This is a genomic window from Pantoea sp. X-Soil-YNGN-785, from assembly GCF_059730585.1.
Window position 1 is genome coordinate 3,559,007 of the sequence record NZ_AP035942.1, and the last position, 25,078, is coordinate 3,584,084.

The window sequence follows — 25,078 nt, forward strand, 5'->3', positions numbered from 1 at the left end:
AGAAGTTTTTCTCCGGCGGCGCAGTCTCCTGTGCCTCCCGACCCGTTTCCCGTTGCCGGTGTTCCGTGTCGATGGAGGCGCATTATAGGGATCCCGTTTGAGAGCACAACCCTTTTTTAGGATCTTTTATCTGAACGGTTATAAATGATCCAGATTGGTGAGATCGCCAGCGATCCGCGTCAAAATTGGCTTGTCAGCTGGCTAAAATGGCATCAGGCTGCAGTGAAAATAGAACAAAGGAGAACAAGATGACTTCCGCCCTACGTCCCTATAAAGATCTTTTCCCGCAAACGGGCCAGCGCGTTATGGTCGATCCAAGCAGTGTTGTCGTCGGTGATGTGATTATGGAGGATGACGTTAGCATCTGGCCGCTGGTTGCGATAAGAGGTGATGTGAATCAGGTCCGCATTGGTGCCCGTACTAACGTGCAGGACGGCAGTGTTCTGCACGTCACGCATAAATCAGCCGCCAACCCCCAGGGCTTCCCTCTTATTATCGGCGAGGACGTCACCGTCGGGCATAAAGCGATGCTACACGGCTGTACCATTGGCGATCGCGTGCTGGTCGGAATGGGATCGATTCTGCTGGATGGCGTAATAGTAGAAGAAGAGGTAATGATTGGTGCCGGAAGTCTGGTGCCGCCGGGTAAAAGGCTGGAGAGTGGCTATCTCTACCTGGGTAGCCCGGTAAAGCAGGTCAGGCCGCTGAATGACAGTGAAAAGGAAGGTTTACGCTATTCCGCTAATAACTATGTTGGCTGGAAGGATGATTATCTGGCGGGAGATAACCAGATCCAGCCCTGATTATCTACATCATCCTGACGAATGGCCGCTTCGGCCTCATCTTCCAGATCCCAGCGATGGTGCTGAAACAGCGCCATCGCCTCTCCTTCACCAAAACGTGAATTCAGCGAATCGCGGCTGATTGCACAATTCAGCCGCATGCCGTTGACCAGTACTGGAAAACAGACCGCGTTCAGTTCAGCGTCATAGGATTCCTCATCCGGGAACTGTATCGCCTGATTCATGGCTGCATGGCCTGCTTAAGCTGAGCAATCACGGGCGTGATTTCCGGCATCACACCGTGCCATATGTAGAAAGCATGCGCAGCCTGACCCACCAGCATCCCCAGTCCATCGGCCAGATGATCACTTCCGTGCGCCTGACACCAGCGTAAAAAAGGCGTCAGCCCGCTTTGGTAAAACATGTCGTAGCAGCGCACTTCAGAATGGATGACCTCTGCAGGTAAAGGAGGCGTTTCTCCATTCACACCACTTGAAGTGGCGTTGATGATCAGATCAAAGCGCTGATCCGTCAGTTGCTCAAAACCAGATGCCCGGATAGTCCCGCTCGCGCTAAACAGGTTCGCCAGCTCTTCAGCGCGCGCGGCGGTACGATTGACGACGGTCAGTGTCACGCCTGCTGAAAGCAGCGGCAGAATAACACCGCGTGCGGCCCCGCCCGCTCCTACCAGCAAGACATTGTCGCCAGCATTGATCATATTCAGCCGTTCAAGATCGCTTAACAGGCCGATACCATCCGTGTTGTCTCCCAGGATCTGCCCATCACTGAGCTTTTTAACGGTGTTTACCGCACCGGACAGAGCTGCACGTTCGCTGAGCTGATCGGCAAATTCCCATGCCTGCTGTTTGAAGGGTAACGTCACGTTGGCACCACGACCTCCCTGTTCGAAAAAGGCAGAAAGCGATTGAGGAAAACCATCAACCGGGGCACAGATGCGACCATAGCGATGTTCAATGCCCGTCTGCTCAGCGAAAGCCTGATGGATCAGCGGCGATTTACTGTGGCTGATCGGATTACCGAAAACGGCGAAGTGATCCATGAATTAACCCTGACGTATGAGTTCGCCGCTGATGACATCGCGGATTTCAGAAGGATTGAGTCGTCCACCCGTTTTCCCCGACAGAACCGGGAACGGCTCACCAAACTGCTGCTTCACTTCTTCAGCCGTACGGCAGGGAGGCTGGCCTGACAGGTTTGCGCTGGTCGAAACCAGCGGTTTGCCAAACGCCCGACATAGCGCCTGAACATCCGGATGGTCACTGACGCGAATGGCCAGTGAATCAAACTGTCCGGTAAGCCAGCGAGGCGTCTGTGGCGGCACAGGCACGACAAAAGTCACCGGGCCGGGCCAGCAGGCAAACATCCGCTCTCGCTGGACTACAGAAAGTTCGCGCGCCGAGATGTAAGGTTCTAGCTGACTGTAATCAGCCGCAATCAGGATGAGCCCCTTCTCTACCGGGCGCTGTTTCAGCGCCAGCAACGCCATAACGGCAGATTCACTGTCAGGGTCACAGCCCAGACCAAATACGGCTTCCGTAGGATAGGCGATGACTGCCTGACGATTCAGATGCTCTAAACAGGTCTCAAGTGAATCGGCGAGGTGTTGATTTTCCATGGTCTATGAATTCTCTTCAGCGATGGCTTTGCCACAACTCTTACTGGCGCAGAAGCGCTTAACGCCCTGCGCCGTCTTTTTCTCAACTAACAGCGGATACTCACAATAAGGACAGATTCCGGCAACGGGTGTCAGATTGACGACAAACTGGCAGGCCGGATAACGATCGCAGGAGTGAAACGTTTTGCCATAACGGGAACGCCGCTGAACTAACCGGCCTTCATGGCACTGTGGACAGGCCAGCGAGGTTTCATCCGGTTTATCGATGGTTTCTGTGTATCCGCATTCCGGATAGAGGCTGCAGCCGATAAACATACCAAAACGTCCCTGCCGCAACACTTTATCCGCACCGCATTCAGGACAGGCGTGTCCTTCCAGCACTTTGACCACATGGCCATCGGCCTGACCTTTTAAAGGTCGAATGTAGTCACAAGCCGGGTAGTTCGCGCAGCCCAGAAAAGGACCGTGTTTACCGGAACGGATAACCAGTTCTGCCCCGCAAGCGGGGCAGGGATCCTGTTTACGCACGGTGAAGAGTGCAGCTTTACTCATAGCGATCAATGCATGAAAGGAAATTTAATGCAGCATACCTTCATTGGCGTCGAATAGCAGTTCTTCCATTTGCTGATAGGCATTTTCACATCCCGGGATGTTGAACAACACCATCAGCACTACCCATTTGAGATCCTCCAAATCAAACTCAGAGGTATCCAGCGCCATGATACGTTCGATGACCATTTCACGGGTTTCCAGGTTCAGCACCTGAATCTGCTCCAGGAACAGCAGGAAACCACGGCTGTCAGCATCTAAACGTTTGCTCTCTTCATCGGTATAAATACGCATGGAGAGCGGATCATTTGTCAGTAAAATTGGTTCTACCAGACCTTCCTGATAGTCAGCCAGTCTTTCTAACCAGTTCAGCGCACTGTAAACATCTTCACGATGGAACCCGGCATCCGTCAGGTCATCTGTCAATCTGTCCTGATCAACACCCATTTCTGCTTCGTTGTGGATATATGTCTCAAACAAGTACATCAGTACGTCGAACATGGCATGCCCTCCTCAATCGGACATAGCCGCCGGGTACAGCTGCGATCCATCCTGCTAACTCCAGTTCCAGCAACTGAGCTGAGATAACTGGCACAGATTGGCCGGCACGTTCAGCGACAACGTCAACAGGTGTAACATCATCTCCTACGTTAGCCAACACATCAGCAAATGGCAATGGAGCATCGTCCCTCACCTCAGAATAAATTTCATCCGCCTGAGCCACAGGTAGCCAGTTAAGTGCATTTGCCAGATCTTCTGCGATGTTATTGGGATGAGCCACCAGCAGCGCGCCCTGCTGAATCAGCCAGTTTACGCCTTCGCTTAACGGGTTACCGAGCGCGCCAGGTAAGGCATAGACATTACGATTTTGCTCCAGCGCATAGCGGGCCGTCACCAGTGAGCCACTTTTCAGCGAGGCTTCTACCACCAGCACACCGTGGCTCAGGCCGCTAATGATACGATTACGGCGTGGAAAATTAAGGGGATGCGGTATGGTGGTCAGTGGAAACTCAGAAACGATAGCACCGCCCTGCCCGACAATCTCTGCGGCAAGACGGGTATGGTTTTTGGGATAAAGATGCTGCAACCCGCTTCCTAACACCGCCACCGTTTTACCGCCCACGTTAAGTGCGGCCTGATGCGCAACGCCATCAATACCCCGCGCCAGTCCGCTAGTGATGGTCAATCCGCCCAGGCTTAAATGCTGGGTAAACCAGTCACACCAGTAACGGCCATAGTGAGAGCTGTTCCGGCTTCCTACAATTGCTAACTGTGGTGTACTGATAACAGCAGGATCGCCATCAATATAAAGCAGCGGCGGAAAGCGATTGGTTTCTTTAAGACGGGCTGGATAAGCTGCATCCAGAGCGGTAATCAGATGATGAGCCGGACTCTGCGCCAGCCAGGAAAAGACTTCCTCAATATTTTTTTCATTAAATTCATAATATTGCTGTCGCTGGCTGGCATCTAACCCAAGCCGGATAAGCTGCTCATCGTCTGCCAGTCCGGCACCTGTCTGCTGCGCCACGTCAACCCAGCGTTTTCCTGTCATTCCGGTGACGGCCGCCAGCCGCACATACTGCCCTGTTTTGTCCATCTCTTGCTCCCTGATCGCCCTTGCTTCCTGCCGCACAATGCTGTCAATCAGGCCTCGAAAAGTCTACAATATGAGGCAGTAATCTTTTCTTAACCGAATACAGATCTGGATATTTATGTCAGTTTTGCAGGTATTACATTTCCCTGACGAGCGTCTTCGCAAAGTCGCTGCGCCCGTTAAAGAAGTTAACGCAGACATTCAGCGTATCGTTGATGATATGTTCGAGACGATGTATGCCGAAGAAGGTATCGGTCTTGCGGCTACGCAGGTCGATATTCATCAGCGCATTATCGTGATTGATGTCTCTGAAAGTCGTGAAGAGCGTTTAGTCCTGATTAACCCTGAGCTGCTGGAAAAAAGCGGCGAAACCGGTATTGAAGAGGGTTGCCTCTCTATTCCGGAACAGCGCGCGTTTGTTCCACGTGCTGAGCGGGTAAAGGTTCGCGCACTTGATCGTGATGGTAAAAGTTTCGAGCTGGAAGCCAGCGAGTTACTGGCCATCTGCATCCAGCATGAGATTGATCATCTGGAAGGCAAACTGTTTATTGATTATCTGTCGCCTCTGAAGCGGCAACGAATCAAAACTAAGTTAGAGAAACTGGCGCGTCAGAACGCGCAGGCTTCCTGAGATCTTAAGAAGGGATAAACGTGTCTGCCCCGCTAAAAATCATCTTTGCCGGCACACCTGACTTCGCAGCGCGTCATCTTGACGCGCTGCTTGCTTCTGAACATCAGGTTATCGGCGTATTCACACAACCCGACCGTCCTGCGGGCCGCGGTAACAAACTCACGCCGGGCCCGGTCAAAACGCTGGCGCTGGCACATGACATTCCGGTTTATCAGCCTAAGTCACTGCGACCTGAAGAAAATCAGCAGCTGGTCGCTGATCTGAAGGCAGACGTGATGGTCGTTGTGGCCTACGGATTAATTCTGCCAAAGGCCGTACTGGATATGCCACGTCTCGGCTGTATCAACGTTCATGGTTCGCTGCTGCCGCGCTGGCGTGGAGCCGCGCCTATTCAGCGCGCACTGTGGGCTGGCGACAGCGAAACCGGCGTGACCATCATGCAGATGGACGTGGGGTTAGACACCGGCGATATGCTGCATAAGCTGGCTTGCCCGATTACCGCTGAAGATACCAGTGCAACGCTCTATGACAAGCTGGCACAGCTTGGTCCACAGGGGCTGCTGGATACGCTGACGTTACTGAGCACAGGACAGGCTTCACCTGAAAAGCAGGATGAAACACTGGCCAACTATGCTGAGAAACTTAGCAAAGAGGAAGCACGTCTCGACTGGACCCTCTCTGCAGACCAGCTTGAACGTTGTATTCGCGCGTTTAACCCGTGGCCGATGAGCTTTTTCACCATTGATGATCAACCCGTAAAAGTCTGGCAGGCAAGCGTTCTGCCGCACAGCGATCGTTCGCCGGGTGAAATTATCAGTGCGGATAAGCATGGCATACAGGTCGCGACGGCTCAGGGTGTACTGAATCTGCTGCAGTTACAGCCTGCCGGTAAAAAACCGATGTCGGCTCAGGATCTTCTCAACTCGCGCCGGGAATGGTTTGAACCTGGAACCCTTCTCGACTGACTCCCAGGCCCGGTCACTCACCGGGCCTTTTGTTTGATGACAAAACCCTATGACTAAATCTATCAACCTGCGAAGCCTTTCCGCTCAACTTATTGAGCGTGTGGTCGACAAAGGCGAATCCCTGAATACCGCACTGCCGGCCGCCCAGAAAAAACTCTCTGACAAAGATAGCGCGTTAGTGCAGGAAATCTGTTTTGGCGTATTGCGCACATTGCCGCAGCTTGAAGCGCTGATCGGCAGACTGATGGAGCGTCCACTGACCGGCAAACAGCGGGTTCTGCACTATCTGATCATGGTCGGGCTTTATCAGCTGGAATATACCCGTGTGCCTGCCCATGCCGCACTGGCAGAAACCGTCGCGGGCGCCGAAGTCCTGAAGCGTACCAGCCTGAAAGGCTTGTTAAATGGTGTATTACGCCAGTTTCAGCGCCAGCGGGAAGAGCTGCTTGCCAGCATTCAGGATGGTCCACAGCGTTATCTTCATCCGGGATGGCTGCTAAAGCGGTTACAGCATGCCTGGCCTGAACAGTGGCAGCAGATCGTCGAAGCCAATAATCTTCGTCCGCCGATGTGGCTGCGGGTTAACCGCCAGCACCACAATCGTGACGCATGGCTGGCCATGCTGGTCGAAATCGACAGAAATGCACAACCCGCTGACGACGTACCGGATGCGCTGCGGCTTGACGCGCCTGCCCCGGTCAGCCAGCTACCCGGCTTTGATCAGGGTTGGGTGACCGTGCAGGATTTATCCGCTCAGCGCTGTGCTTTGCTGCTTGAACCGCAAAATGGCGAACAGATTCTGGATTTATGCGCGGCGCCTGGCGGTAAAACGACCCACATTCTTGAAATTGCGCCGGAAGCAGAAGTGATGGCCGTCGACGTAGATGCGCAGCGCCTTAAACGTGTTGAGGAAAATCTGCAGCGGTTGGGCATGAAAGCAGACGTTAAACAGGGTGATGGACGAACGCCGCAACAGTGGTGCGGTGATCGTCAGTTTGACCGTATTCTGCTGGATGCGCCCTGCTCTGCGACCGGTGTAATCCGACGCCATCCTGATATTAAATGGCTGCGTCGCGATCGCGATATCGCCGAGCTGGCAAAGCTTCAGAGTGAAATTCTTGACGCCATCTGGCCGCACCTGAAACCAGGCGGTACGCTGATTTATGCCACCTGCTCGATCCTGCCTGAAGAGAATCATCAGCAGATTGAGGCTTTCCTGCAACGCCAGCACGATGCTCAGGCAGAATCCCTCAGGGGTGCGCCGGCGAACGGCTTGCAGGTATTCCCGCAGGCCGAAGGCGGAGATGGTTTCTTCTACGCTAAGCTGATAAAGAAATCGGGTACAAACTGAGATGAGTATTGATAAGCGATGAAAATAATCATTCTGGGTGCAGGACAGGTTGGCGGAACCCTGGCAGAAAATCTGGTCGGTGAAAACAACGACATTACGGTGGTCGATACCGATTCTTCACGTCTGCGTCATCTGCAGGATAAGTTCGATTTGCGCGTTGTTCAGGGCCATGGTTCCCATCCGCGAATTCTGCGTGAGGCGGGTGCGGAAGATGCCGACATGCTGGTTGCCGTAACCAACTCGGATGAAACCAACATGATCGCTTGCCAGATTGCTTATTCGCTTTTCAATACCCCGAATCGCATCGCCCGTATCCGCGCGGCCGACTATTTGCGCGATGCAGACAAGTTGTTTATACCTGAAGCAGTGCCTATTGATCATCTGATCTCACCTGAGCAGCTGGTAATCGACAATATCTACCGGCTGATTCAGTATCCTGGCGCATTGCAGGTGGTTAACTTTGCTGAGGGAAAAGTCAGTCTGGCAGTGGTAAAAGCCTATTATGGCGGGCCGCTGGTAGGAAATCCGCTCTCGATCATGCGTGAGCACATGCCACACATCGATACACGCGTAGCCGCTATATTCCGGCAGGATCGTCCTATTCGTCCGCAGGGTTCAACCATTGTAGAAGCAGGTGATGAAGTGTTCTTCATCGCTGCCAGTCAGAATATTCGTGCGGTGATGAGTGAAATGCAGCGGCTGGAGAAACCTTATAAACGGATTATGCTGGTCGGTGGCGGCAACATCGGTTTCGGTCTGGCGCAGCGACTTGAGAAACACTACAGCGTTAAGCTGATTGAGCGGAATCCCCAGCGCGCAGCGGAACTTGCAGAACATCTGCATGACACCGTGGTGTTTTATGGCGATGCGTCCGATCAGGAGCTGCTCGCTGAAGAGCACGTTGAGCAGGTCGATCTGTTTATCGCCGTCACCAACGATGATGAAGCGAACATCATGTCAGCCATGCTGGCGAAAAAGATGGGTGCGAAAAAAGTGATGGTACTGATTCAGCGCCGCGCTTACGTCGATCTGGTCCAGGGCAGCGTCATCGATATCGCTATTTCCCCTCAGCAAGCCACGATCTCTGCTCTGCTGGGTCATGTGCGCAAAGCGGATATCGTGGGCGTTTCATCGTTACGACGCGGTATTGCAGAGGCGATCGAAGCGATAGCGCATGGTGACGAGTCGACGTCACGCGTTGTGGGTCGTTCGATTGATGACATCAAACTGCCGCCAGGGACCATTATTGGCGCAGTCGTTCGTGGTGATGATGTGATGATTGCCAATGATAACCTGCGTATTGAACAAGGCGATCATGTCATCATGTTCCTGACCGATAAGAAATTCGTATCAGATGTGGAACGCCTATTCCAGCCGAGTCCGTTTTTCCTGTAAATGCCGCTTTTACAGGCTAACTCAGCATGCTGCATGCAAAACTGCCGCTTAAATGGCTGCGTTGATGGCAAAAACAGTGAGGTTTGTTAGACTTTATGGCGTTGGCTTAGGCAAGGAGATAAGTATGAGTTTAATCAAAGAGTTTCGTGATTTCGCAATGCGCGGCAATGTAATGGATTTAGCCGTGGGTGTCATCATCGGTGCAGCATTCGGTAAAATCGTTTCATCATTAGTCGCTAATATCATCATGCCACCATTAGGCTTGCTGATCGGCGGAGTCGATTTCAAATCATTCGCATGGGTTCTTAAGCCCGCAACAGGCGATGCGCCAGCTGTTGTTATGCAGTACGGTATCTTCCTTCAGACCATCTTTGATTTCGTCATTATCGCTTTCGCGATCTTTATGGCGATTAAGTTGATGAATCGTCTGTACAAGAAAAAAGAAGTGGAGAAGCCAGCCGCTAAACCGTCTAACGAAGAAGTCTTACTGACCGAAATCCGCGATCTGCTGAAACAGCAGAATACCCGGGTATAGTGAATAAGCCGCCACGAAGGCGGTTTTTTACTGTAAAAGCAGAAGGGCAGTGATAAGACGCTTTCTTATCACTGCCCTCCCATCCAGTCCCCTTACCATGTTTCTCTTTCCGCTTAAAACTGCCTTTACCCTTTTGCTTCTGCTCAATACGTTGTCGAAATAACGGGTCGTGCAGCAATGCCTGAATCGCGTTATCGCGAATTTGCCCTTTAGTATGCTGATATTTACTCATAAAGCCTCCTGTTGAGATGGTCAGATACTCTATTCCTTTGCAGCAAAATAACAAGATGCTTATTTACTCAACGCCTCTCCACGCTCCAGCGCCTCAAGAATTGAGCACGAAATGCTACTGTGACTGTCACCACAACACGCATCCGAGAGGTGTCGCAAAGAGCGCTGCATCGTTTCTAATTCTGTGATCATCTGAGCCACTTCACTTAGCCGTTTTTCAACGATCGCTTTTGATTCCTGACAGGTATGATGCGCAGGATCGACCCGGATGGAAAGTAGCTCTCTGATGGCTTCAAGGCTAAACCCGAGTTTACGACCGTAGCGGATAAATTTCAGACGCTGAAGATCGGCCTCGGTATATAGGCGAAACCCCCCTTCCGTACGACCGTCATGATCCATCATCTGCTGTTTTTCATAAAAACGGATGGTGTCTGGCGTGACGTCAGCAAGCTTAGCTAACTGTCCGATGCGAAACATCTACTCCTCCTCGCTGAAGTGATTCTGAAGGGCTGTCGAATAATCGCCATGCAGAAAATCCGTGCTCATACCCGCCTGGCGTAATCGCAACGCCAGCAACTGAAGCCGATGACAATGATCCTGATAGTGATGATCCGCGGGATCGAGCTGGCGAATAAGATCGTTCACTTCCATCGCCTCCCGTCTTAACTCCAGCTCCGGCGGCAGAAAGCCCGCGTTTTTCAGTAGCCGGTAGCCCGCTCTTAATTCAGGAGGAACATGGCTGTCATCATCCAGCTGTAATGGCTTTCCAGAGCCCGGAAGATTGCTAAGCTCACCCTTTTCCAGCGCTGCCTTAATATGCTGTTCCGCAAGTTCATCAACCAGCCACATAATCGGCTCCTTTGAACATGAAAGACATCTTTCTAAGGTAGTAAATTTCAGGCAATAAAAAACCCGCCGAAGCGGGTTTTTTACGTTGCTACAGATTACTCTGCGGCTGCTTCTGCTTGAGCTTCTGGACGATCAACCAGCTCGATGTAAGCCATCGGAGCGTTGTCACCAGCACGGAAGCCACACTTCAGAATACGAGTGTAACCACCGGCACGGCTCGCGAAACGCGGGCCCAGCTCATTAAACAGTTTTGCCACGATCTCGTTATCACGAGTACGGGCGAATGCCAGACGACGATTAGCTACGCTGTCGGTCTTGGCAAGAGTAATCAGCGGCTCAACTACGCGACGCAGTTCTTTGGCTTTCGGCAGAGTCGTTTTGATGATCTCATGACGAACCAGAGAACCGGCCATGTTGCGGAACATAGCCTGACGATGGCTGCTGTTGCGGTTCAGTTGACGACCACTCTTACGATGGCGCATGACCTTATCCTTCTCAGTGAAACCTTAACCTGTGATCTGATTATTCATCAGCAATGCTTGCTGGCGGCCAGTTCTCGAGGCGCATGCCCAGAGAAAGACCACGCGAAGCCAGCACATCTTTAATCTCAGTAAGAGATTTTTTACCAAGGTTAGGCGTTTTAAGCAGCTCAACCTCGGTACGCTGTACCAGATCACCGATGTAGTGGATAGCTTCTGCCTTAAGGCAGTTAGCAGAGCGGACAGTCAATTCCAGATCGTCAACAGGGCGCAGCAGGATCGGATCGAATTCTGGTTTCTCTTCTTTAACTTCTGGCTGACGTACATCACGTAAGTCAACGAAAGCTTCAAGTTGTTCTGCCAGAATGGTTGCCGCACGACGAATCGCCTCTTCAGGATCGATTGTGCCGTTGGTTTCCATTTCGATGACCAGCTTGTCCAGGTCGGTGCGCTGCTCTACACGCGCTGCTTCAACATTGTAGGCGATACGGTCTACAGGGCTGTAGCAAGCGTCAACTAACAGGCGGCCGATTGGGCGCTCATCTTCTTCCGAATGAATTCGGGCAGAAGCCGGCACATAGCCACGTCCACGCTGAACTTTGATACGCATGCTGATAGCAGCGTTCTCATCGGTCAGATGGCAAATGACATGCTGAGGCTTGACGATTTCGACATCACCATCATGGGTAATGTCGGCTGCAGTCACAGGGCCAATGCCAGATTTATTCAAGGTCAGAATAACTTCATCTTTACCCTGAACTCTTACCGCCAGCCCTTTCAGGTTGAGCAGGATTTCCAGGATATCTTCCTGTACGCCCTCTTTGGTGCTGTACTCATGAAGTACACCATCAATTTCAACCTCGGTCACCGCGCAACCCGGCATGGATGAAAGCAGAATACGGCGCAGTGCGTTACCAAGAGTATGGCCAAAGCCACGCTCTAAAGGCTCAAGGGTCACCTTGGCGTGCGTCGAACTCACTTGCTCGATATCTACCAGGCGCGGTTTTAGAAACTCTGTCACAGAACCCTGCATTGTGTCCTCTCTTTGGTACTAAGCCTTACTTGGAGTAAAGCTCGACGATCAGGTGTTCGTTAATGTCCGCAGACAGATCAGTACGTTCAGGAATACGCTTGAACACACCTTCCATCTTAGTCGCATCAACTTCCAGCCAGGTTGGCTTTTCACGCTGCTCAGCCAGCTCCAGAGCGGCCTTCACGCGAGATTGCTTTTTGGCTTTCTCACGGATGCTAACGACATCATTCGGAGATACCTGATAAGAAGCGATGTTAACAACGCGGCCATTTACCAGAACAGACTTATGGCTCACCAGCTGACGTGCTTCTGCACGAGTGGCACCAAAGCCCATACGATAAACTACGTTGTCCAGACGACCTTCCAGCAGAGCCAACAGGTTTTCACCGGTGTTGCCTTTCAGACGAGCTGCTTCTTTATAGTAGTTACGGAACTGACGCTCCAGCACGCCGTAGATACGACGAACTTTCTGCTTTTCACGTAACTGACCGCCGTAATCAGACAGACGCGGTTTACGCGCACCATGCTGACCAGGGGCTTGTTCAATCTTACACTTGGAATCAATCGCGCGAACACCAGACTTAAGGAATAAGTCAGTGCCCTCACGACGGCTCAGCTTGAGCTTAGGACCCAAATATCTTGCCATTTTCTTTCTCCAACTATCCTAAAAAAACGGGCGTTATACGCGACGTTTTTTCGGCGGACGACAACCGTTATGAGGGATCGGAGTCACATCAGTAATATTAGTGATGCGGAAACCAGCGGCGTTCAAAGCACGAATCGTAGATTCGCGACCTGGACCCGGACCCTTTACCATAACTTCCAGGTTCTTAATTCCGTAATCTTTTACCGCTTCTGCACAGCGCTCTGCAGCGACCTGAGCAGCAAACGGAGTGGATTTACGTGAACCGCGGAAACCGGAACCACCGGCGGTTGCCCAACCCAGTGCGTTACCCTGACGATCAGTAATGGTAACGATGGTGTTGTTAAAAGAAGCATGGACATGAGCCACGCCATCTGAGACTTGTTTTCTTACACGCTTGCGTGCACGAACTGGTGCCTTTGCCATTATTTACTCACCCCGATTATTTCTTGATCGGTTTACGCGGACCCTTACGGGTACGTGCGTTGGTCTTAGTACGCTGACCGCGAACCGGAAGACCACGACGATGGCGCAAACCACGGTAGCAACCAAGGTCCATAAGACGCTTGATGCTCAGGGTGATTTCACGGCGCAGATCACCTTCTACAACGAATTTCGCAACTGCATCACGCAGCTGATCAATTTGTTCTTCAGACAGCTCACTGATCTTAACATTTTCAGCAATACCCGTTGAAGCGCAGATGGCTTTTGAACGGGTTTTACCGATACCGAAGATCGAAGTTAATGCGATAACGGTATGTTTTTGATCAGGAATGTTAATGCCTGCTATACGGGCCACTATGCACTCCTATAATTAAACAAGCACGTCCCATGCTGAAAAGCCCGTTTTCAGGATACTCAAATGGAAACGTACTGACATACAAAAGATTGGCTGGCTAATCTAGCCAGCTCAACCCGACTTTGCAAGAAAAATATGTGACAAAATCAGCCTTGGCGCTGTTTATGCTTTGGCTCGGCGCTGCAGATCACACGTACGACACCGTCGCGACGAATGATTTTGCAGTTACGACATAATCTCTTGACGGAAGCACGAACTTTCATTTTTACTCTCCGTAACTTCTCAACCAACTGAATTAACGGCCGTAGCCTTTCAGGTTAGCTTTCTTCAGTGCCGACTCATACTGACTGGACATCATCAGAGTTTGCACTTGAGCCATAAAGTCCATGATGACGACAACTACGATGAGCAGTGAAGTACCGCCAAAGTAGAAGGGAACCTTCATCGCATCACGCATGAACTCCGGGATAAGGCAGATAAAAGTAATATACAGCGCGCCGATTAAGGTCAGTCGCGTCATTACTTTATCAATATACTTCGCCGTTTGCTCTCCCGGACGAATTCCCGGTACGAATGCACCAGACTTCTTCAGGTTATCTGCTGTTTCACGTGGGTTGAAAACCAACGCCGTATAGAAGAAACAGAAGAAGATGATTGCAGTCGCATAGAGTAGCACATAAAGCGGCTGTCCTGGCTGCAAATACAGCGAAATTGTTGTCAGCCAGTTCCAACCGGTACCGCCCCCAAACCACGATGCAATCGTTGCCGGGAACAGAATAATGCTGGAAGCAAAGATGGCTGGAATAACGCCCGCCATATTCACTTTCAACGGTAAATGTGTGCTCTGTGCAGCGTAAACGCGACGACCCTGCTGACGTTTTGCGTAGTTCACCACAATGCGGCGCTGACCACGTTCAACGAAGATAACAAAGAAGGTCACTGCGAATACGAGTACTGCAACCAACAGCAACAGAAGGAAGTGCAGGTCGCCTTGCCGCGCTTGCTCGATGGTATGGCCAATGGCCGGCGGAAGACCCGCAACAATACCTGCGAAGATAATGATCGAAATACCGTTACCGATACCACGCTCAGTAATCTGTTCGCCCAGCCACATCAGGAACATCGTTCCTGAGACCAGACTCACAACAGCGGTAAAGTAGAAAGCAAAGCCTGGATTCATGACCAGGCCTTGCATCCCTGGCATATTCGGCAGACCGGTAGCAATACCGATCGACTGAAATATGGCCAATACCAACGTACCGTATCGGGTGTACTGGCTAATCTTACGACGGCCAGCCTCCCCTTCTTTCTTAATTTCCGCTAACGCTGGATGAACCACCGTTAATAACTGGATGATAATCGATGCCGAAATATACGGCATGATACCCAGTGCGAAAATAGAAGCACGGCTGAGAGCACCACCAGAGAACATGTTAAACATTTCAATGATGGTGCCACGCTGTTGCTCAAGCAGTTTGGCAAGTACAGTGGCATCAATACCAGGGATTGGAATAAAAGAGCCAATACGGAAGACAATGAGTGCGCCGATTACAAACAGCAGTCTGCGTTTCAGCTCACCAAAGCCGCCTTTGGCACTTTGAAAATCTAATCCCGGTTGTTTAGCCATCTGCTACTTATTCCTCGATTTTACCGCCAGCAGCTTCGATTGCAGCACGAGCACCTTTGGTGACACGCAGGCCGCGAACCGTTACCGGTGTAGATACTTCACCAGACAGAATTACTTTAACGAATTCAATCTGAACACCGACAATGTTGGCTGCTTTCAGCGCGTTCAGGTCGACGATACCGCCTTCAACTTTCGCCAGATCAGACAGACGAATCTCTGTGGTGATCATTGCTTTGCGAGAGGTGAAACCGAACTTCGGCAGACGACGGTACAGAGGCATCTGACCACCTTCGAAACCGCGACGTACGCCACCGCCAGAACGTGAGTTCTGACCTTTGTGACCACGACCACCGGTTTTTCCGAGGCCAGAACCGATACCACGACCCAGACGCTTGGTAGCGTGCTTAGACCCTTCGGCCGGAGACAGAGTATTTAAACGCATCTCTTACTCCTCCACTTTAACCATATAGGAAACCGCGTTAACCATACCGCGTACTGCAGGCGTGTCTTCACGCTCAACGGTGTGGCCAATACGACGCAGACCCAGGCCAACCAGAGTGGCTTTATGCTTAGGCAAGCGGCCGATTGAACTACGGGTTTGAGTGATTTTAATAGTCTTAGCCATCGTGATTACCCCAGAATTTCTTCAACGGATTTACCACGCTTAGCAGCGACCATTTCCGGAGATTTCATATTGCCCAGGCCGTCGATAGTTGCACGAACCACGTTAATCGGGTTAGTAGAACCATAGGCTTTTGCCAGTACGTTATGAACTCCAGCGACTTCCAGAACGGCGCGCATTGCACCACCGGCGATGATACCGGTACCTTCTGAAGCCGGCTGCATGAACACGCGGGAACCCGTGTGTGCACCTTTAACAGGGTGCTGCAGGGTGCCGTTGGTCAGCGCGACGTTAACCATGTTGCGACGGGCTTTCTCCATCGCTTTCTGGATCGCTGCTGGAACTTCACGCGCTTTACCGTAACCAAAACCTACGCGACCATTACCATCACCTACCACAGTCAGTGCTGTGAAGGAGAAGATACGACCACCTTTAACAGTTTTAGAAACACGGTTTACCGCGATCAGTTTTTCCTGCAGTTCGCCAGCTTGTTTCTCGATGTGTGCCATCTTAGACCTCTACCTTAGAACTGAAGGCCAGCTTCACGGGCAGCATCTGCCAGTGCCTGGACGCGACCATGATATTGGAAACCGGAACGGTCGAAAGAAACACCAGTGATGCCTTTTTCGATTGCGCGTTCTGCGATAGCTTTGCCTACTGCAGCTGCGGCTTCTTTATTACCGGTATACTTCAGTTGTTCAGTGATAGCTTTTTCTACAGTAGAAGCAGCGACCAGAACTTCGGAACCGTTCGGGGCGATTACCTGTGCGTAAATATGACGCGGGGTACGATGTACCACCAGGCGAGTAGCACCCAGCTCTTTGAGCTTGCGACGTGCACGGGTCGCACGACGGATACGAGCAGATTTCTTATCCATAGTGTTACCTTACTTCTTCTTAGCCTCTTTGGTACGCACGACTTCGTCGGCGTAACGGACACCCTTGCCTTTATAAGGCTCAGGACGACGGTAGGCGCGCAGGTCCGCAGCAACCTGACCAATCAGCTGTTTATCAGCGCCTTTCAGCACGATCTCAGTCTGAGTTGGACATTCTGCAGTGATACCCGCGGGCAGCTGGTGATCGACTGGATGAGAAAAGCCCAGAGACAGGTTTACCACGTCGCCTTTAACGGCTGCACGATAACCTACACCAACCAGCTGCAGCTTCTTAATGAAGCCTTCGGTAACACCGATAACCATTGCGTTCAGCAGCGCGCGAGAAGTACCCGCCTGCGCCCAGCCGTCAACGAAACCTTCGCGCGGAGCGAAAGTCAGAGCGTTGTCAGCATGCTTAACTTCAACAGCATCATTGATAGTACGAGTCAGCTCGCCGTTTTTACCTTTAATCGAAATTACCTGACCGTCGAGTTTTACCTCTACGCCGGCAGGAACAACGACAGGTGCTTTAGCAACACGAGACATATGTATCCTCCGATTACGCTACGTAGCAGATAATTTCGCCACCAAGACCTGCCTGGCGCGCTGCACGATCAGTCATGACACCTTTAGATGTAGAAACTACAGCGATGCCCATACCAGCCATTACCTTTGGCAGCTCATCTTTTTTCTTATAGATGCGCAGGCCAGGACGGCTTACTCGCTGAATGCTTTCTACAACAGCTTTTCCCTGGAAATACTTGAGAGTAAGTTCCAGTTCCAGCTTGATGTCGCCTTCGATTTTGAAATCTTCAATATATCCTTCTTCCTTCAGAACGTTGGCAATTGCCAATTTCAGCTTGGAGGAAGGCATGGTGACCGCAACTTTGTTCGCGGCCTGACCGTTACGGATACGGGTCAGCATATCCGCGATCGGATCTTGCATGCTCATCTGTGTTACTCCCGTGATTCAATTGGTGACAATTACCAGCTAGCCTTTTTCAGACCCGGAATTTCACCGCGCATGGCGGCTTCGCGGACCTTGATACGGCTCAACCCAAACTTCCGCAGGAAACCGTGCGGACGACCTGTTTGACGGCAGCGGTTACGCTGACGTGAAGGGCTGGAATCACGCGGCAGACTCTGCAGCTTCAGAACAGCATCCCAACGGTCTTCGTCGGAAGCGTTCACATCAGAGATGATCGCTTTCAGTTCAGCGCGTTTAGCGAAGAATTTGTCTGCTAATTTTGCACGCTTAACTTCGCGCGCTTTCATAGATTGCTTAGCCATTAAGTAACCCTACCTTACTTACGGAACGGGAAGTCAAAGGCAGCCAGCAGAGCACGGCCTTCATCATCAGATTTCGCAGTAGTGGTAATGGTGATATCCAAACCACGAACGCGATCGACTTTGTCGTAGTCGATTTCTGGGAAGATGATCTGCTCACGTACACCCATGCTGTAGTTGCCACGACCATCGAATGACTTAGCGGACAAGCCACGGAAGTCACGGATACGTGGAACTGCAATGGTGACCAGACGCTCAAAGAACTCCCACATGCGCTCGCCACGCAGAGTTACTTTACAGCCGATCGGATAGCCCTGACGGATTTTGAAGCCTGCAACTGATTTGCGTGCTTTGGTGACCAGCGGTTTTTGACCGGAGATTGCTGCCAGGTCAGCTGCTGCGTTATCCAGCAGTTTCTTGTCAGCGATCGCTTCACCAACACCCATGTTCAGGGTGATCTTCTCGACCCGAGGGACTTGCATGACAGAATTGTAGCCAAACTCTGTCATGAGTTTCTGGACTACTTCGTCTTTGTAGTAATCATGCAGTTTCGCCATCGTACTACTCCAAATTACTTGATAGTTTCGCTGTTAGACTTGAAGAAACGGACTTTTTTGCCGTCTTCGAATCTAAAGCCTACACGGTCAGCCTTACCAGTTGCCGCGTTGAACAGTGCAACGTTAGAAACCTGAATAGCAGCTTCTTTTTCAACGATGCCACCTGGTTGGTTCAGGGCCGGAACCGGCTTCTGATGTTTTTTAACCAGGTTGATACCTTCAACGATGACCTTACCAGAAGACAGGACATTCTTAACTTTACCGCGCTTACCTTTATCTTTACCGGTTAACACGATAACTTCGTCGTTACGACGGATTTTAGCTGCCATTGTTCGCTCCTTAGAGTACTTCTGGTGCCAGAGAGATAATTTTCATGAACTTTTCAGTACGAAGTTCACGAGTTACCGGCCCAAAAATACGCGTACCGATAGGCTGCTCACTGTTATTGTTCAGAATAACGCATGCATTACCATCGAAGCGAATGACAGAACCGTCCGGGCGACGAACACCCTTCCTGGTGCGCACCACTACCGCCTTCAGGACATCACCTTTTTTGACTTTACCACGAGGAATTGCTTCCTTGATGGTAACTTTGATGATGTCACCGACGCCTGCGTAGCGACGGTGCGAGCCACCCAGAACCTTGATACACATTACGCGACGTGCACCGGAGTTGTCGGCGACGTTCAGCATAGTCTGTTCTTGGATCATTTTAGTGCTCCGCTAATGTCAACTACTACTTCGGGACCTAAACCTCAGGTCGTTAGAAAGCCCCATAATTGAGGGCGCGGCATTGTAACACCGGTTCTCACAGATGGGTAGAAAAAATAAACGGCTCTCAATCGAGCCGCTGATTTTCCCTGATGACAGGGAGGGCGTATTCTAGGGAATAGTGCGAACAGTAGCAAATGTAATCTGCCTTATTTTTCGTCGCCTCCCTAATAAAGTGCCCTTCTGACTCAACTAACCAGTTTTCTGGCCAGTTGGTTATGCTGATGCAGCACGGCTGGCAGTTCAATTCCGGCCAGTTGTCCGTCACGCACCCTGACTTTTCCGTTGATGATGCTGTAAGCGACCTGCCCCGGATTACAGAACACCATGGCGGCGACAGGATCGTGCCCTGCCCCGGCAAGACCAATGCGATTCAGGTCAAAGATCGCCAAGTCAGCCATCATGCCCGGTGCAATGGCGCCCACGTCGTCGCGATTCAGCACTTTTGCTCCACCCAGCGTCGCCAGCTCCAGAGCCTGACGTGCCGTCATCGCATCCGGGCCGAAACCCACGCGTTGCAACAGCATCGCCTGACGTACCTCTGCCATCATGTCTGAGCTGTCATTGGAGGCTGGCCCATCCACGCCCATACCGACATGGACACCGGCATCACACATGTGGCGTATCGGTGCAATACCCGAACCGAGACGCATGTTTGAACAGGGGCAGTGTGCGACGCCGGTTCCGGTACGTGCAAAGAGCTCCATACCATGCTGATCCAGTTTTACGCAGTGTGCATGCCAGACATCCGGCCCTACCCAGCCGAGGTCCTCAACGTACTGCGCTGGCGTCATGTTGAATTTCTCGCGGCTATAGCGGATATCGCTGTCGTTCTCCGCCAGATGAGTATGCATCGAGACGTTGAAGCTGCGTGCCAGTGCAGCGGACTGCTTCATCAGCTCACGACTGACCGAGAACGGTGAACATGGTGCCACCACGATGCGTAACATCGAGCCGTGGCTGTCATCGTGATAGCGCTCAATCACACGCTGCGTGTCCCTGAGGATGGCGGCTTCATTCTCAACCAGCGAATCAGGCGGCAGGCCACCCAGGGATTTACCGACGCTCATGCTGCCCCGGCTGGCATGGAAACGCATGCCCATTAACGCTGCAGCCTCAATGCTGTCGTCAAGCTTACAGCCGTTAGGGTAGACATAGAGATGGTCACTGGTGGTGGTACAACCGGAGAGCATTAACTCGGCCATCGAAATCTGCGTTGAGATATGAATCATCTCAGGTGTCAGATTCTGCCATAGTGGGTAGAGATGGGTAAGCCAGTTGAACAGTTCGCCGTTTTGTACCGCAGGAATAGCCCGGGTCAGGCTCTGATACATGTGATGATGCGTATTAATCAGGCCAGGTATAACAATGTGTCCCCGCAGATCGATAATCTCATCTGCGCTATCGGGTAACGATCCTGCTTCCCCGACCGCAACGATCTGATTTCCTTTAATCAGAATACTGGCGTTCCGTATTTCCCGCCGGTCGGCATCCATGCAAACCACGCATTCAGCATTCTTCAGTAACAGAGTTCGTTCCATGCTATTGCCTGTGGGTTGAGATTGTGTGCTACCCGATAATAGCGGCAAGCTTTTGGCAGAGCTAATCGCAGGTAACGCAGCTAACAGTGGCAGCTTTATCAGTGACCGGCGTAAGCGGTCAGGACTCTCCATTTTCACCGCACATTTCCTTGTACAGTTATGATAACCCAGACCTTTATGGCCCACAGCTTTCAGGCCTCATTGCCTGAACCGTCTCAGCTTAGACCTGACAATCTGCTAAATTTTTGAGCACCATCAAATCTGCTCTGTCACAGGCACAAATGGATCAACCCCCGATTACAGGCAAAAAAAAACCCCCTGCCGAAGCAGAGGGTTTCCTCAGAGAATACAATTCTTATTACAGAACCGCTTTCTCGATTACGCGAACCAGGGTCCAGGATTTAGTCTTGGACAGTGGACGGCATTCGCGGATTTCTACCACGTCACCAATTCCACATTCATTGTTCTCGTCATGGATGTGCAGCTTGGTCGTACGTTTGATGAATTTGCCGTAGATCGGGTGTTTCACAAAACGTTCGATAGCAACAACTGCAGATTTCTGCATTTTGTCACTTACTACACGACCCTGCAGAGTACGGATTTTATCGGTCATTACGAACCCGCCTTCTCAGTCAGTAAAGTCTTAACGCGTGCAACATCACGGCGAACCTGTTTCAGCAGATGAGTCTGCTGCAGTTGGCCAGATGCTGCCTGCATGCGCAGGTTAAATTGCTCACGCAGCAGATTAAGCAGCTCAGTGTTCAGCTCTTCAACGCTTTTTTCACGCAGCTCAGTTGCTTTCATTACATCACCGTCTTAGTTACAAAGGTGGTTTTGATAGGCAGTTTTGCTGCTGCCAGCTTGAATGCTTCACGGGCCAGCTCTTCTGGTACGCCGTCCATTTCATACAGGACTTTACCAGGCTGGATCAGGGCAACCCAATACTCTACGTTACCCTTACCTTTACCCATACGCACTTCCAGCGGCTTCTCGGTGATCGGTTTGTCCGGGAATACTCGGATCCAGATCTTACCTTGACGCTTAACTGCACGGGTCATAGCACGACGTGCTGCTTCGATCTGACGAGCAGTCAGACGACCACGGCCAACAGCTTTCAGACCGAAAGTACCGAAGCTGACATCCGTACCCGCAGCCAGACCGCGGTTACGGCCTTTGTGCACCTTACGGAATTTCGTACGCTTTGGTTGTAACATCAGCGACTCTCCTTACTTACGGCCTTTACGCTGCTGCTTTTTAGGTTGAGCAGCCGGTTCCGGTTGTTCAACAGCAGCCATACCACCCAGGATCTCACCTTTGAAGATCCATACCTTAACGCCGATTACACCATAAGTGGTGTGCGCTTCAGAGGTGTTGTAGTCAATGTCAGCACGCAGTGTGTGCAATGGCACGCGACCTTCACGATACCATTCGGTACGTGCGATCTCAGCGCCACCCAGACGGCCGCTAACTTCAACTTTAATACCCTTCGCGCCAAGACGCATGGCGTTCTGAACTGCACGCTTCATAGCACGACGGAACATCACACGACGCTCCAGCTGTGAAGTGATGCTGTCAGCTACCAGTTTCGCGTCCAGTTCCGGCTTGCGGACTTCGGCGATATTAATCTGTGCAGGAACGCCAGCGATTTTCGCGACGACCGTGCGCAGTTTTTCTACATCTTCGCCTTTCTTACCGATAACGATGCCCGGACGAGCGGTGTGAATAGTCACACGGATGCTCTTCGCTGGACGCTCGATAACGATACGAGAGACAGATGCTTTAGCCAGTTCTTTAGTCAGGAACTGACGTACTTTAAAATCGCTGTCCAGGTTGTCAGCGAATTCGTTGGTGTTCGCAAACCAGGTAGAGTTCCATGGTTTTACAATACCCAGGCGAATACCATTAGGATGTACTTTCTGACCCATTGCTAGTCTCCAGAGTCTCAGCGATCGGACACAACCACAGTAATGTGGCTGGTGCGCTTCAGGATGCGATCTGCACGACCTTTGGCACGCGGCATAATGCGTTTCATGGTCGGACCTTCATCAACGAAAATTTTCGTGATTTTCAGATCGTCGATATCAGCGCCATCGTTGTGTTCGGCGTTAGCAATGGCAGATTCCAGAACTTTTTTGACCAGTACAGCCGCTTTCTTATTGGTGTAGGTCAAAATGTCCAGTGCCTGCGACACTTTCTTACCGCGAATCAGGTCAGCAACAAGGCGAACCTTCTGAGCAGAAGAACGAGCGTGGCGATGTTGAGCTAAAGTTTCCATCTCTTCCTCCTACTTATTTCTTCTTGGCTTTTTTATCAGCCGCGTGACCGCGATAAGTACGTGTCGGCGCGAATTCACCCAGTTTGTGACCAACCATTTCGTCGGAAACAAAGACAGGAACGTGCTGACGACCATTATGGACAGCGATGGTCAAACCGATCATGTTAGGAAAGATCGTTGAACGACGGGACCAAGTGCGCAAAGGCTTCTTGTCACCGCTTTCCACCGCTTTCTCTACCTTCTTCAGCAAGTGCAGGTCAATAAAAGGACCTTTCTTGAGAGAACGTGGCATGGCTTATCCTCTAATATTATTTGCTACGGCGACGTACGATAAACTTATCGGTACGCTTGTTGCTACGGGTCTTCTTACCTTTGGTCTGAACGCCCCACGGAGTTACCGGGTGCTTACCAAAGTTACGACCTTCACCACCACCGTGCGGGTGATCAACTGGGTTCATCGCGGTACCACGAACGGTCGGACGAACACCACGCCAACGGGCTGCACCAGCTTTACCCAGAACGCGCAGCATATGCTCAGCGTTGCCGACTTCGCCCAGTGTTGCGCGGCAGTCAGACTCGACTTTACGCATTTCACCTGAACGCAGACGCAGGGTAACGTAAGAACCTTCACGCGCAACGATCTGCACGTAAGCACCAGCTGAGCGAGCAATCTGACCGCCTTTGCCTGGTTTCATTTCTACGTTATGCACGGTTGAACCCACCGGGATGTTACGCATCGGCAGTGTGTTACCTGCTTTGATCGCAGCATCAACGCCAGATTGGATCTGGTCGCCGGCTTTCAGGCCTTTAGGGGCCAGGATGTAACGGCGCTCGCCGTCTTTGTACAGAACCAGTGCGATGTTCGCAGAGCGGTTCGGATCGTACTCAAGACGTTCAACGGTTGCCGGGATACCATCTTTGTTGCGTTTGAAGTCAACAATACGGTAAGCCTGCTTGTGACCACCACCGATATGACGGGTAGTGATACGACCATTGTTGTTACGGCCACCGGATTTGCTGTTTTTTTCTACCAGCGGGGCAAATGGTTTGCCCTTGTGCAGCTCCGCGTTTACCACTTTAACTACATGGCGACGACCCGGAGATGTCGGTTTACATTTAACAACTGCCATTGTCTTTCTCCTCCGACTTACTCAGCGCCGCCAGCGAAGTCCAGATTCTGGCCTTCTTTCAGGGTGACGTAAGCTTTTTTCCAGTCGCTACGACGACCGATACGCTGTCCTTGACGCTTAACTTTGCCCTTAACTACCAGGGTGTTTACGTCTTTAACTTCAACTTCGAACAGTTTCTCAACAGCAGCAACGATCTCTGCTTTGGTCGCGTCATTAGCAACTTTGAGAACGATGGTATTAGTTTTTTCCATCGCGCTAGATGCTTTTTCAGATACGTGCGGCGCGCGCAGTACTTTCAGCAGACGTTCTTCACGGATCATGCCAGCATCTCCTCAACTTGCTTAACTGCATCAGCAGTCATAACGACTTTGTCGAAGGCGATCAGGCTAACTGGGTCGATACCGGATGCATCACGCACGTCAACCTTGTACAGGTTACGCGCAGCCAGGAACAGATTCTCATCCAGTTCACCGGTGATGATCAGCACGTCTTCCAGAGCCATGTCTTTCAGTTTCTGTACCAGCAGCTTGGTTTTCGGTGCTTCTACAGCAAATGATTCGACAACGATCAGACGATCTTGACGTACCAGCTCGGACAGGATGCTTTTCAGCGCGCCGCGGTACATCTTTTTGTTAACTTTTTGACTGTGGTCCTGCGGCTTCGCAGCAAAGGTCACGCCACCTGAACGCCAGATTGGGCTCTTTACAGAACCTGCACGCGCACGGCCGGTGCCTTTCTGACGCCATGGCTTTTTGCCTGAACCGGTTACTTCGGCGCGAGTTTTCTGCGCACGAGTACCCTGGCGGGCGCCAGATGCGTAAGCAACAACAACCTGGTGAACCAGCGCTTCGTTGAAATCACGACCGAAGGTAGTTTCGGAAACAGTCAGCGCGCTCTGCGCGTCTTTCAATACTAATTCCAT

The 25,078-nt window shown here is 51.5% G+C and carries 42 protein-coding genes; 6 read left to right on the forward strand and 36 right to left on the reverse strand.

Going from position 1 to position 25,078, the window contains the following annotated elements:
* Positions 1-248 precede the first annotated feature (248 nt).
* Positions 249-803, forward strand: a complete 555-nt coding sequence (locus AC6I8E_RS16505) for a gamma carbonic anhydrase family protein (RefSeq protein ID WP_013359223.1) — start codon at positions 249-251, stop codon at positions 801-803.
* Here AC6I8E_RS16505 and AC6I8E_RS16510 read toward each other — a convergent pair.
* The 6 genes from AC6I8E_RS16510 to dprA are packed head-to-tail and all read right to left on the reverse strand — an operon-like array spanning position 770 to position 4,564.
* On the reverse strand, positions 770-1,027 hold the full coding sequence (locus AC6I8E_RS16510; RefSeq protein ID WP_095706606.1) for a DUF1488 family protein: 258 nt from the start codon (positions 1,025-1,027) through the stop codon (positions 770-772). The genes AC6I8E_RS16505 and AC6I8E_RS16510 overlap by 34 nt on opposite strands.
* Positions 1,024-1,842, reverse strand: a complete 819-nt coding sequence (aroE, locus tag AC6I8E_RS16515) for a shikimate dehydrogenase (protein WP_278498533.1) — start codon at positions 1,840-1,842, stop codon at positions 1,024-1,026. Before aroE ends, AC6I8E_RS16510 begins: the two co-directional genes overlap by 4 nt.
* 3 nt (positions 1,843-1,845) lie before the next feature.
* The gene (gene tsaC, locus AC6I8E_RS16520; RefSeq protein WP_013359226.1) at positions 1,846-2,418 is read right to left on the reverse strand and encodes an L-threonylcarbamoyladenylate synthase type 1 TsaC; all 573 of its coding nucleotides are present in this window, start codon (positions 2,416-2,418) and stop codon (positions 1,846-1,848) included.
* Between the two features lie 3 nt (positions 2,419-2,421).
* On the reverse strand, positions 2,422-2,970 hold the full coding sequence (locus tag AC6I8E_RS16525) for a DNA topoisomerase family protein (RefSeq protein WP_033734101.1): 549 nt from the start codon (positions 2,968-2,970) through the stop codon (positions 2,422-2,424).
* A gap of 24 nt (positions 2,971-2,994) precedes the next feature.
* Positions 2,995-3,468 (reverse strand): DUF494 family protein Smg, encoded by a 474-nt coding sequence (gene smg / locus AC6I8E_RS16530; protein ID WP_013359228.1) that lies wholly within the window; start codon positions 3,466-3,468, stop codon positions 2,995-2,997.
* The gene (dprA, locus tag AC6I8E_RS16535; RefSeq protein ID WP_013359229.1) at positions 3,440-4,564 is read right to left on the reverse strand and encodes a DNA-protecting protein DprA; all 1,125 of its coding nucleotides are present in this window, start codon (positions 4,562-4,564) and stop codon (positions 3,440-3,442) included. The genes smg and dprA overlap by 29 nt, the downstream gene beginning before the upstream one ends.
* Positions 4,565-4,679: 115 nt before the next feature.
* Between dprA and def the strand changes: the two genes are divergently transcribed.
* The 5 genes from def to mscL all read left to right on the forward strand — a co-directional run bounded on the left by def (position 4,680) and on the right by mscL (position 9,438).
* Entirely contained in the window at positions 4,680-5,192 is a 513-nt protein-coding gene (gene def / locus AC6I8E_RS16540) for a peptide deformylase (RefSeq protein WP_013359230.1), read from the forward strand.
* A 20-nt stretch (positions 5,193-5,212) separates the two neighbouring features.
* Positions 5,213-6,157, forward strand: coding sequence for a methionyl-tRNA formyltransferase (gene fmt, locus AC6I8E_RS16545; protein ID WP_013359231.1), 945 nt, complete (start codon positions 5,213-5,215; stop codon positions 6,155-6,157).
* Between the two features lie 49 nt (positions 6,158-6,206).
* A complete protein-coding gene (rsmB, locus tag AC6I8E_RS16550) occupies positions 6,207-7,508 on the forward strand; it encodes a 16S rRNA (cytosine(967)-C(5))-methyltransferase RsmB (RefSeq protein ID WP_013359232.1) in 1,302 nt (433 codons plus the stop codon).
* An 18-nt stretch (positions 7,509-7,526) separates the two neighbouring features.
* Entirely contained in the window at positions 7,527-8,903 is a 1,377-nt protein-coding gene (trkA, locus tag AC6I8E_RS16555) for a Trk system potassium transporter TrkA (protein ID WP_013359233.1), read from the forward strand.
* 124 nt (positions 8,904-9,027) lie between these two features.
* Complete coding sequence (gene mscL / locus AC6I8E_RS16560) at positions 9,028-9,438, forward strand: large-conductance mechanosensitive channel protein MscL (RefSeq protein WP_013359234.1); 411 nt, start codon at positions 9,028-9,030, stop codon at positions 9,436-9,438.
* Here mscL and AC6I8E_RS16565 read toward each other — a convergent pair.
* The 30 genes from AC6I8E_RS16565 to rplD form a co-directional block, all read right to left on the reverse strand.
* Positions 9,374-9,670: an alternative ribosome-rescue factor A gene (locus tag AC6I8E_RS16565; RefSeq protein ID WP_071822199.1), complete on the reverse strand. Its 297-nt coding sequence runs from the start codon at positions 9,668-9,670 to the stop codon at positions 9,374-9,376. The genes mscL and AC6I8E_RS16565 overlap by 65 nt on opposite strands.
* A 59-nt stretch (positions 9,671-9,729) precedes the next feature.
* Entirely contained in the window at positions 9,730-10,146 is a 417-nt protein-coding gene (gene zntR / locus AC6I8E_RS16570; protein ID WP_033784135.1) for a Zn(2+)-responsive transcriptional regulator, read from the reverse strand.
* Positions 10,147-10,518 (reverse strand): DnaJ family domain-containing protein, encoded by a 372-nt coding sequence (locus tag AC6I8E_RS16575; protein ID WP_013359236.1) that lies wholly within the window; start codon positions 10,516-10,518, stop codon positions 10,147-10,149.
* 95 nt (positions 10,519-10,613) lie between these two features.
* Positions 10,614-11,000 (reverse strand): 50S ribosomal protein L17, encoded by a 387-nt coding sequence (rplQ, locus tag AC6I8E_RS16580; protein ID WP_003850180.1) that lies wholly within the window; start codon positions 10,998-11,000, stop codon positions 10,614-10,616.
* Positions 11,001-11,040: 40 nt separating this feature from the next.
* Positions 11,041-12,030, reverse strand: coding sequence for a DNA-directed RNA polymerase subunit alpha (locus AC6I8E_RS16585; RefSeq protein WP_003850179.1), 990 nt, complete (start codon positions 12,028-12,030; stop codon positions 11,041-11,043).
* A 25-nt stretch (positions 12,031-12,055) separates the two neighbouring features.
* On the reverse strand, positions 12,056-12,676 hold the full coding sequence (rpsD, locus tag AC6I8E_RS16590; protein WP_008927131.1) for a 30S ribosomal protein S4: 621 nt from the start codon (positions 12,674-12,676) through the stop codon (positions 12,056-12,058).
* 33 nt (positions 12,677-12,709) lie between these two features.
* On the reverse strand, positions 12,710-13,099 hold the full coding sequence (gene rpsK, locus AC6I8E_RS16595; RefSeq protein ID WP_004160563.1) for a 30S ribosomal protein S11: 390 nt from the start codon (positions 13,097-13,099) through the stop codon (positions 12,710-12,712).
* Positions 13,100-13,115: 16 nt separating this feature from the next.
* The gene (gene rpsM / locus AC6I8E_RS16600; RefSeq protein ID WP_003850176.1) at positions 13,116-13,472 is read right to left on the reverse strand and encodes a 30S ribosomal protein S13; all 357 of its coding nucleotides are present in this window, start codon (positions 13,470-13,472) and stop codon (positions 13,116-13,118) included.
* Positions 13,473-13,618: 146 nt separating this feature from the next.
* Positions 13,619-13,735, reverse strand: coding sequence for a 50S ribosomal protein L36 (rpmJ, locus tag AC6I8E_RS16605; RefSeq protein ID WP_010252805.1), 117 nt, complete (start codon positions 13,733-13,735; stop codon positions 13,619-13,621).
* A gap of 32 nt (positions 13,736-13,767) precedes the next feature.
* On the reverse strand, positions 13,768-15,099 hold the full coding sequence (gene secY, locus AC6I8E_RS16610) for a preprotein translocase subunit SecY (RefSeq protein ID WP_003850175.1): 1,332 nt from the start codon (positions 15,097-15,099) through the stop codon (positions 13,768-13,770).
* A gap of 7 nt (positions 15,100-15,106) precedes the next feature.
* A complete protein-coding gene (gene rplO, locus AC6I8E_RS16615; RefSeq protein WP_003850168.1) occupies positions 15,107-15,541 on the reverse strand; it encodes a 50S ribosomal protein L15 in 435 nt (144 codons plus the stop codon).
* 3 nt (positions 15,542-15,544) lie between these two features.
* On the reverse strand, positions 15,545-15,724 hold the full coding sequence (rpmD, locus tag AC6I8E_RS16620; protein ID WP_003850166.1) for a 50S ribosomal protein L30: 180 nt from the start codon (positions 15,722-15,724) through the stop codon (positions 15,545-15,547).
* Between the two features lie 5 nt (positions 15,725-15,729).
* Positions 15,730-16,230 carry a 30S ribosomal protein S5 gene (rpsE, locus tag AC6I8E_RS16625; RefSeq protein WP_003850164.1) on the reverse strand — a complete coding sequence of 167 codons (501 nt, stop codon included), beginning with the start codon at positions 16,228-16,230 and terminating at the stop codon, positions 15,730-15,732.
* Positions 16,231-16,244: 14 nt separating this feature from the next.
* Positions 16,245-16,598 carry a 50S ribosomal protein L18 gene (rplR, locus tag AC6I8E_RS16630; protein ID WP_003850163.1) on the reverse strand — a complete coding sequence of 118 codons (354 nt, stop codon included), beginning with the start codon at positions 16,596-16,598 and terminating at the stop codon, positions 16,245-16,247.
* 9 nt (positions 16,599-16,607) lie between these two features.
* Positions 16,608-17,141 (reverse strand): 50S ribosomal protein L6, encoded by a 534-nt coding sequence (gene rplF / locus AC6I8E_RS16635; protein ID WP_497824232.1) that lies wholly within the window; start codon positions 17,139-17,141, stop codon positions 16,608-16,610.
* Between the two features lie 13 nt (positions 17,142-17,154).
* On the reverse strand, positions 17,155-17,547 hold the full coding sequence (gene rpsH / locus AC6I8E_RS16640; RefSeq protein ID WP_003850158.1) for a 30S ribosomal protein S8: 393 nt from the start codon (positions 17,545-17,547) through the stop codon (positions 17,155-17,157).
* 32 nt (positions 17,548-17,579) lie between these two features.
* Positions 17,580-17,885 (reverse strand): 30S ribosomal protein S14, encoded by a 306-nt coding sequence (gene rpsN, locus AC6I8E_RS16645; RefSeq protein ID WP_008927132.1) that lies wholly within the window; start codon positions 17,883-17,885, stop codon positions 17,580-17,582.
* Positions 17,886-17,899: 14 nt separating this feature from the next.
* Complete coding sequence (rplE, locus tag AC6I8E_RS16650) at positions 17,900-18,439, reverse strand: 50S ribosomal protein L5 (protein WP_003850155.1); 540 nt, start codon at positions 18,437-18,439, stop codon at positions 17,900-17,902.
* Positions 18,440-18,453: 14 nt separating this feature from the next.
* Entirely contained in the window at positions 18,454-18,768 is a 315-nt protein-coding gene (rplX, locus tag AC6I8E_RS16655; protein WP_003850150.1) for a 50S ribosomal protein L24, read from the reverse strand.
* 10 nt (positions 18,769-18,778) lie between these two features.
* Complete coding sequence (gene rplN / locus AC6I8E_RS16660) at positions 18,779-19,150, reverse strand: 50S ribosomal protein L14 (protein ID WP_006120590.1); 372 nt, start codon at positions 19,148-19,150, stop codon at positions 18,779-18,781.
* A gap of 248 nt (positions 19,151-19,398) precedes the next feature.
* Positions 19,399-20,751 carry an 8-oxoguanine deaminase gene (locus tag AC6I8E_RS16665; protein ID WP_313680308.1) on the reverse strand — a complete coding sequence of 451 codons (1,353 nt, stop codon included), beginning with the start codon at positions 20,749-20,751 and terminating at the stop codon, positions 19,399-19,401.
* Positions 20,752-21,109: 358 nt separating this feature from the next.
* Positions 21,110-21,364, reverse strand: a complete 255-nt coding sequence (gene rpsQ, locus AC6I8E_RS16670) for a 30S ribosomal protein S17 (protein ID WP_003850147.1) — start codon at positions 21,362-21,364, stop codon at positions 21,110-21,112.
* A complete protein-coding gene (rpmC, locus tag AC6I8E_RS16675) occupies positions 21,364-21,555 on the reverse strand; it encodes a 50S ribosomal protein L29 (protein WP_003850146.1) in 192 nt (63 codons plus the stop codon). The genes rpsQ and rpmC overlap by 1 nt, the downstream gene beginning before the upstream one ends.
* On the reverse strand, positions 21,555-21,965 hold the full coding sequence (rplP, locus tag AC6I8E_RS16680; protein WP_008927134.1) for a 50S ribosomal protein L16: 411 nt from the start codon (positions 21,963-21,965) through the stop codon (positions 21,555-21,557). The genes rpmC and rplP overlap by 1 nt, the downstream gene beginning before the upstream one ends.
* Before the next feature lie 12 nt (positions 21,966-21,977).
* Positions 21,978-22,676, reverse strand: coding sequence for a 30S ribosomal protein S3 (gene rpsC, locus AC6I8E_RS16685; protein WP_008927135.1), 699 nt, complete (start codon positions 22,674-22,676; stop codon positions 21,978-21,980).
* Positions 22,677-22,693: 17 nt separating this feature from the next.
* On the reverse strand, positions 22,694-23,026 hold the full coding sequence (gene rplV, locus AC6I8E_RS16690; protein WP_008927136.1) for a 50S ribosomal protein L22: 333 nt from the start codon (positions 23,024-23,026) through the stop codon (positions 22,694-22,696).
* A 13-nt stretch (positions 23,027-23,039) separates the two neighbouring features.
* A complete protein-coding gene (rpsS, locus tag AC6I8E_RS16695; RefSeq protein WP_001138115.1) occupies positions 23,040-23,318 on the reverse strand; it encodes a 30S ribosomal protein S19 in 279 nt (92 codons plus the stop codon).
* A gap of 16 nt (positions 23,319-23,334) precedes the next feature.
* On the reverse strand, positions 23,335-24,156 hold the full coding sequence (gene rplB / locus AC6I8E_RS16700) for a 50S ribosomal protein L2 (protein ID WP_013359239.1): 822 nt from the start codon (positions 24,154-24,156) through the stop codon (positions 23,335-23,337).
* 17 nt (positions 24,157-24,173) lie between these two features.
* A complete protein-coding gene (rplW, locus tag AC6I8E_RS16705; protein ID WP_003850708.1) occupies positions 24,174-24,476 on the reverse strand; it encodes a 50S ribosomal protein L23 in 303 nt (100 codons plus the stop codon).
* On the reverse strand, positions 24,473-25,078 hold the full coding sequence (gene rplD, locus AC6I8E_RS16710; RefSeq protein ID WP_003850711.1) for a 50S ribosomal protein L4: 606 nt from the start codon (positions 25,076-25,078) through the stop codon (positions 24,473-24,475). Before rplD ends, rplW begins: the two co-directional genes overlap by 4 nt.

Bases quoted from the DNA above. Each gene is read 5' to 3' on its own strand.
- AC6I8E_RS16510 (WP_095706606.1), bottom strand. From the start codon at position 1,027: ATGAATCAGGCGATACAGTTCCCGGATGAGGAATCCTATGACGCTGAA.
- rpmD (WP_003850166.1), bottom strand. From the start codon at position 15,724: ATGGCTAAGACTATTAAAATCACTCAAACCCGTAGTTCAATCGGCCGC.
- AC6I8E_RS16505 (WP_013359223.1), top strand. From the start codon at position 249: ATGACTTCCGCCCTACGTCCCTATAAAGATCTTTTCCCGCAAACGGGC.
- rplO (WP_003850168.1), bottom strand. From the start codon at position 15,541: ATGCGTTTAAATACTCTGTCTCCGGCCGAAGGGTCTAAGCACGCTACC.
- rpsH (WP_003850158.1), bottom strand. From the start codon at position 17,547: ATGAGCATGCAAGATCCGATCGCGGATATGCTGACCCGTATCCGTAAC.
- rplQ (WP_003850180.1), bottom strand. From the start codon at position 11,000: ATGCGCCATCGTAAGAGTGGTCGTCAACTGAACCGCAACAGCAGCCAT.
- AC6I8E_RS16585 (WP_003850179.1), bottom strand. From the start codon at position 12,030: ATGCAGGGTTCTGTGACAGAGTTTCTAAAACCGCGCCTGGTAGATATC.
- mscL (WP_013359234.1), top strand. From the start codon at position 9,028: ATGAGTTTAATCAAAGAGTTTCGTGATTTCGCAATGCGCGGCAATGTA.
- rplP (WP_008927134.1), bottom strand. From the start codon at position 21,965: ATGTTACAACCAAAGCGTACGAAATTCCGTAAGGTGCACAAAGGCCGT.
- secY (WP_003850175.1), bottom strand. From the start codon at position 15,099: ATGGCTAAACAACCGGGATTAGATTTTCAAAGTGCCAAAGGCGGCTTT.
- trkA (WP_013359233.1), top strand. From the start codon at position 7,527: ATGAAAATAATCATTCTGGGTGCAGGACAGGTTGGCGGAACCCTGGCA.
- rpmJ (WP_010252805.1), bottom strand. From the start codon at position 13,735: ATGAAAGTTCGTGCTTCCGTCAAGAGATTATGTCGTAACTGCAAAATC.
- rpsE (WP_003850164.1), bottom strand. From the start codon at position 16,230: ATGGCACACATCGAGAAACAAGCTGGCGAACTGCAGGAAAAACTGATC.
- rpsK (WP_004160563.1), bottom strand. From the start codon at position 13,099: ATGGCAAAGGCACCAGTTCGTGCACGCAAGCGTGTAAGAAAACAAGTC.
- rplE (WP_003850155.1), bottom strand. From the start codon at position 18,439: ATGGCGAAACTGCATGATTACTACAAAGACGAAGTAGTCCAGAAACTC.
- zntR (WP_033784135.1), bottom strand. From the start codon at position 10,146: ATGTTTCGCATCGGACAGTTAGCTAAGCTTGCTGACGTCACGCCAGAC.
- AC6I8E_RS16565 (WP_071822199.1), bottom strand. From the start codon at position 9,670: ATGAGTAAATATCAGCATACTAAAGGGCAAATTCGCGATAACGCGATT.
- rpsD (WP_008927131.1), bottom strand. From the start codon at position 12,676: ATGGCAAGATATTTGGGTCCTAAGCTCAAGCTGAGCCGTCGTGAGGGC.
- rplX (WP_003850150.1), bottom strand. From the start codon at position 18,768: ATGGCAGCTAAAATCCGTCGTAACGACGAAGTTATCGTGTTAACCGGT.
- rplF (WP_497824232.1), bottom strand. From the start codon at position 17,141: ATGTCTCGTGTTGCTAAAGCACCTGTCGTTGTTCCTGCCGGCGTAGAG.
- def (WP_013359230.1), top strand. From the start codon at position 4,680: ATGTCAGTTTTGCAGGTATTACATTTCCCTGACGAGCGTCTTCGCAAA.
- AC6I8E_RS16575 (WP_013359236.1), bottom strand. From the start codon at position 10,518: ATGTGGCTGGTTGATGAACTTGCGGAACAGCATATTAAGGCAGCGCTG.
- AC6I8E_RS16665 (WP_313680308.1), bottom strand. From the start codon at position 20,751: ATGGAACGAACTCTGTTACTGAAGAATGCTGAATGCGTGGTTTGCATG.
- rplB (WP_013359239.1), bottom strand. From the start codon at position 24,156: ATGGCAGTTGTTAAATGTAAACCGACATCTCCGGGTCGTCGCCATGTA.
- rpsN (WP_008927132.1), bottom strand. From the start codon at position 17,885: ATGGCTAAGCAATCTATGAAAGCGCGCGAAGTTAAGCGTGCAAAATTA.
- rpsQ (WP_003850147.1), bottom strand. From the start codon at position 21,364: ATGACCGATAAAATCCGTACTCTGCAGGGTCGTGTAGTAAGTGACAAA.
- tsaC (WP_013359226.1), bottom strand. From the start codon at position 2,418: ATGGAAAATCAACACCTCGCCGATTCACTTGAGACCTGTTTAGAGCAT.
- aroE (WP_278498533.1), bottom strand. From the start codon at position 1,842: ATGGATCACTTCGCCGTTTTCGGTAATCCGATCAGCCACAGTAAATCG.
- rpsC (WP_008927135.1), bottom strand. From the start codon at position 22,676: ATGGGTCAGAAAGTACATCCTAATGGTATTCGCCTGGGTATTGTAAAA.
- smg (WP_013359228.1), bottom strand. From the start codon at position 3,468: ATGTTCGACGTACTGATGTACTTGTTTGAGACATATATCCACAACGAA.
- rpsS (WP_001138115.1), bottom strand. From the start codon at position 23,318: ATGCCACGTTCTCTCAAGAAAGGTCCTTTTATTGACCTGCACTTGCTG.
- rplR (WP_003850163.1), bottom strand. From the start codon at position 16,598: ATGGATAAGAAATCTGCTCGTATCCGTCGTGCGACCCGTGCACGTCGC.
- AC6I8E_RS16525 (WP_033734101.1), bottom strand. From the start codon at position 2,970: ATGAGTAAAGCTGCACTCTTCACCGTGCGTAAACAGGATCCCTGCCCC.
- rpmC (WP_003850146.1), bottom strand. From the start codon at position 21,555: ATGAAAGCAACTGAGCTGCGTGAAAAAAGCGTTGAAGAGCTGAACACT.
- dprA (WP_013359229.1), bottom strand. From the start codon at position 4,564: ATGGACAAAACAGGGCAGTATGTGCGGCTGGCGGCCGTCACCGGAATG.
- rsmB (WP_013359232.1), top strand. From the start codon at position 6,207: ATGACTAAATCTATCAACCTGCGAAGCCTTTCCGCTCAACTTATTGAG.
- rplN (WP_006120590.1), bottom strand. From the start codon at position 19,150: ATGATCCAAGAACAGACTATGCTGAACGTCGCCGACAACTCCGGTGCA.
- rplW (WP_003850708.1), bottom strand. From the start codon at position 24,476: ATGATCCGTGAAGAACGTCTGCTGAAAGTACTGCGCGCGCCGCACGTA.
- rplV (WP_008927136.1), bottom strand. From the start codon at position 23,026: ATGGAAACTTTAGCTCAACATCGCCACGCTCGTTCTTCTGCTCAGAAG.
- rplD (WP_003850711.1), bottom strand. From the start codon at position 25,078: ATGGAATTAGTATTGAAAGACGCGCAGAGCGCGCTGACTGTTTCCGAA.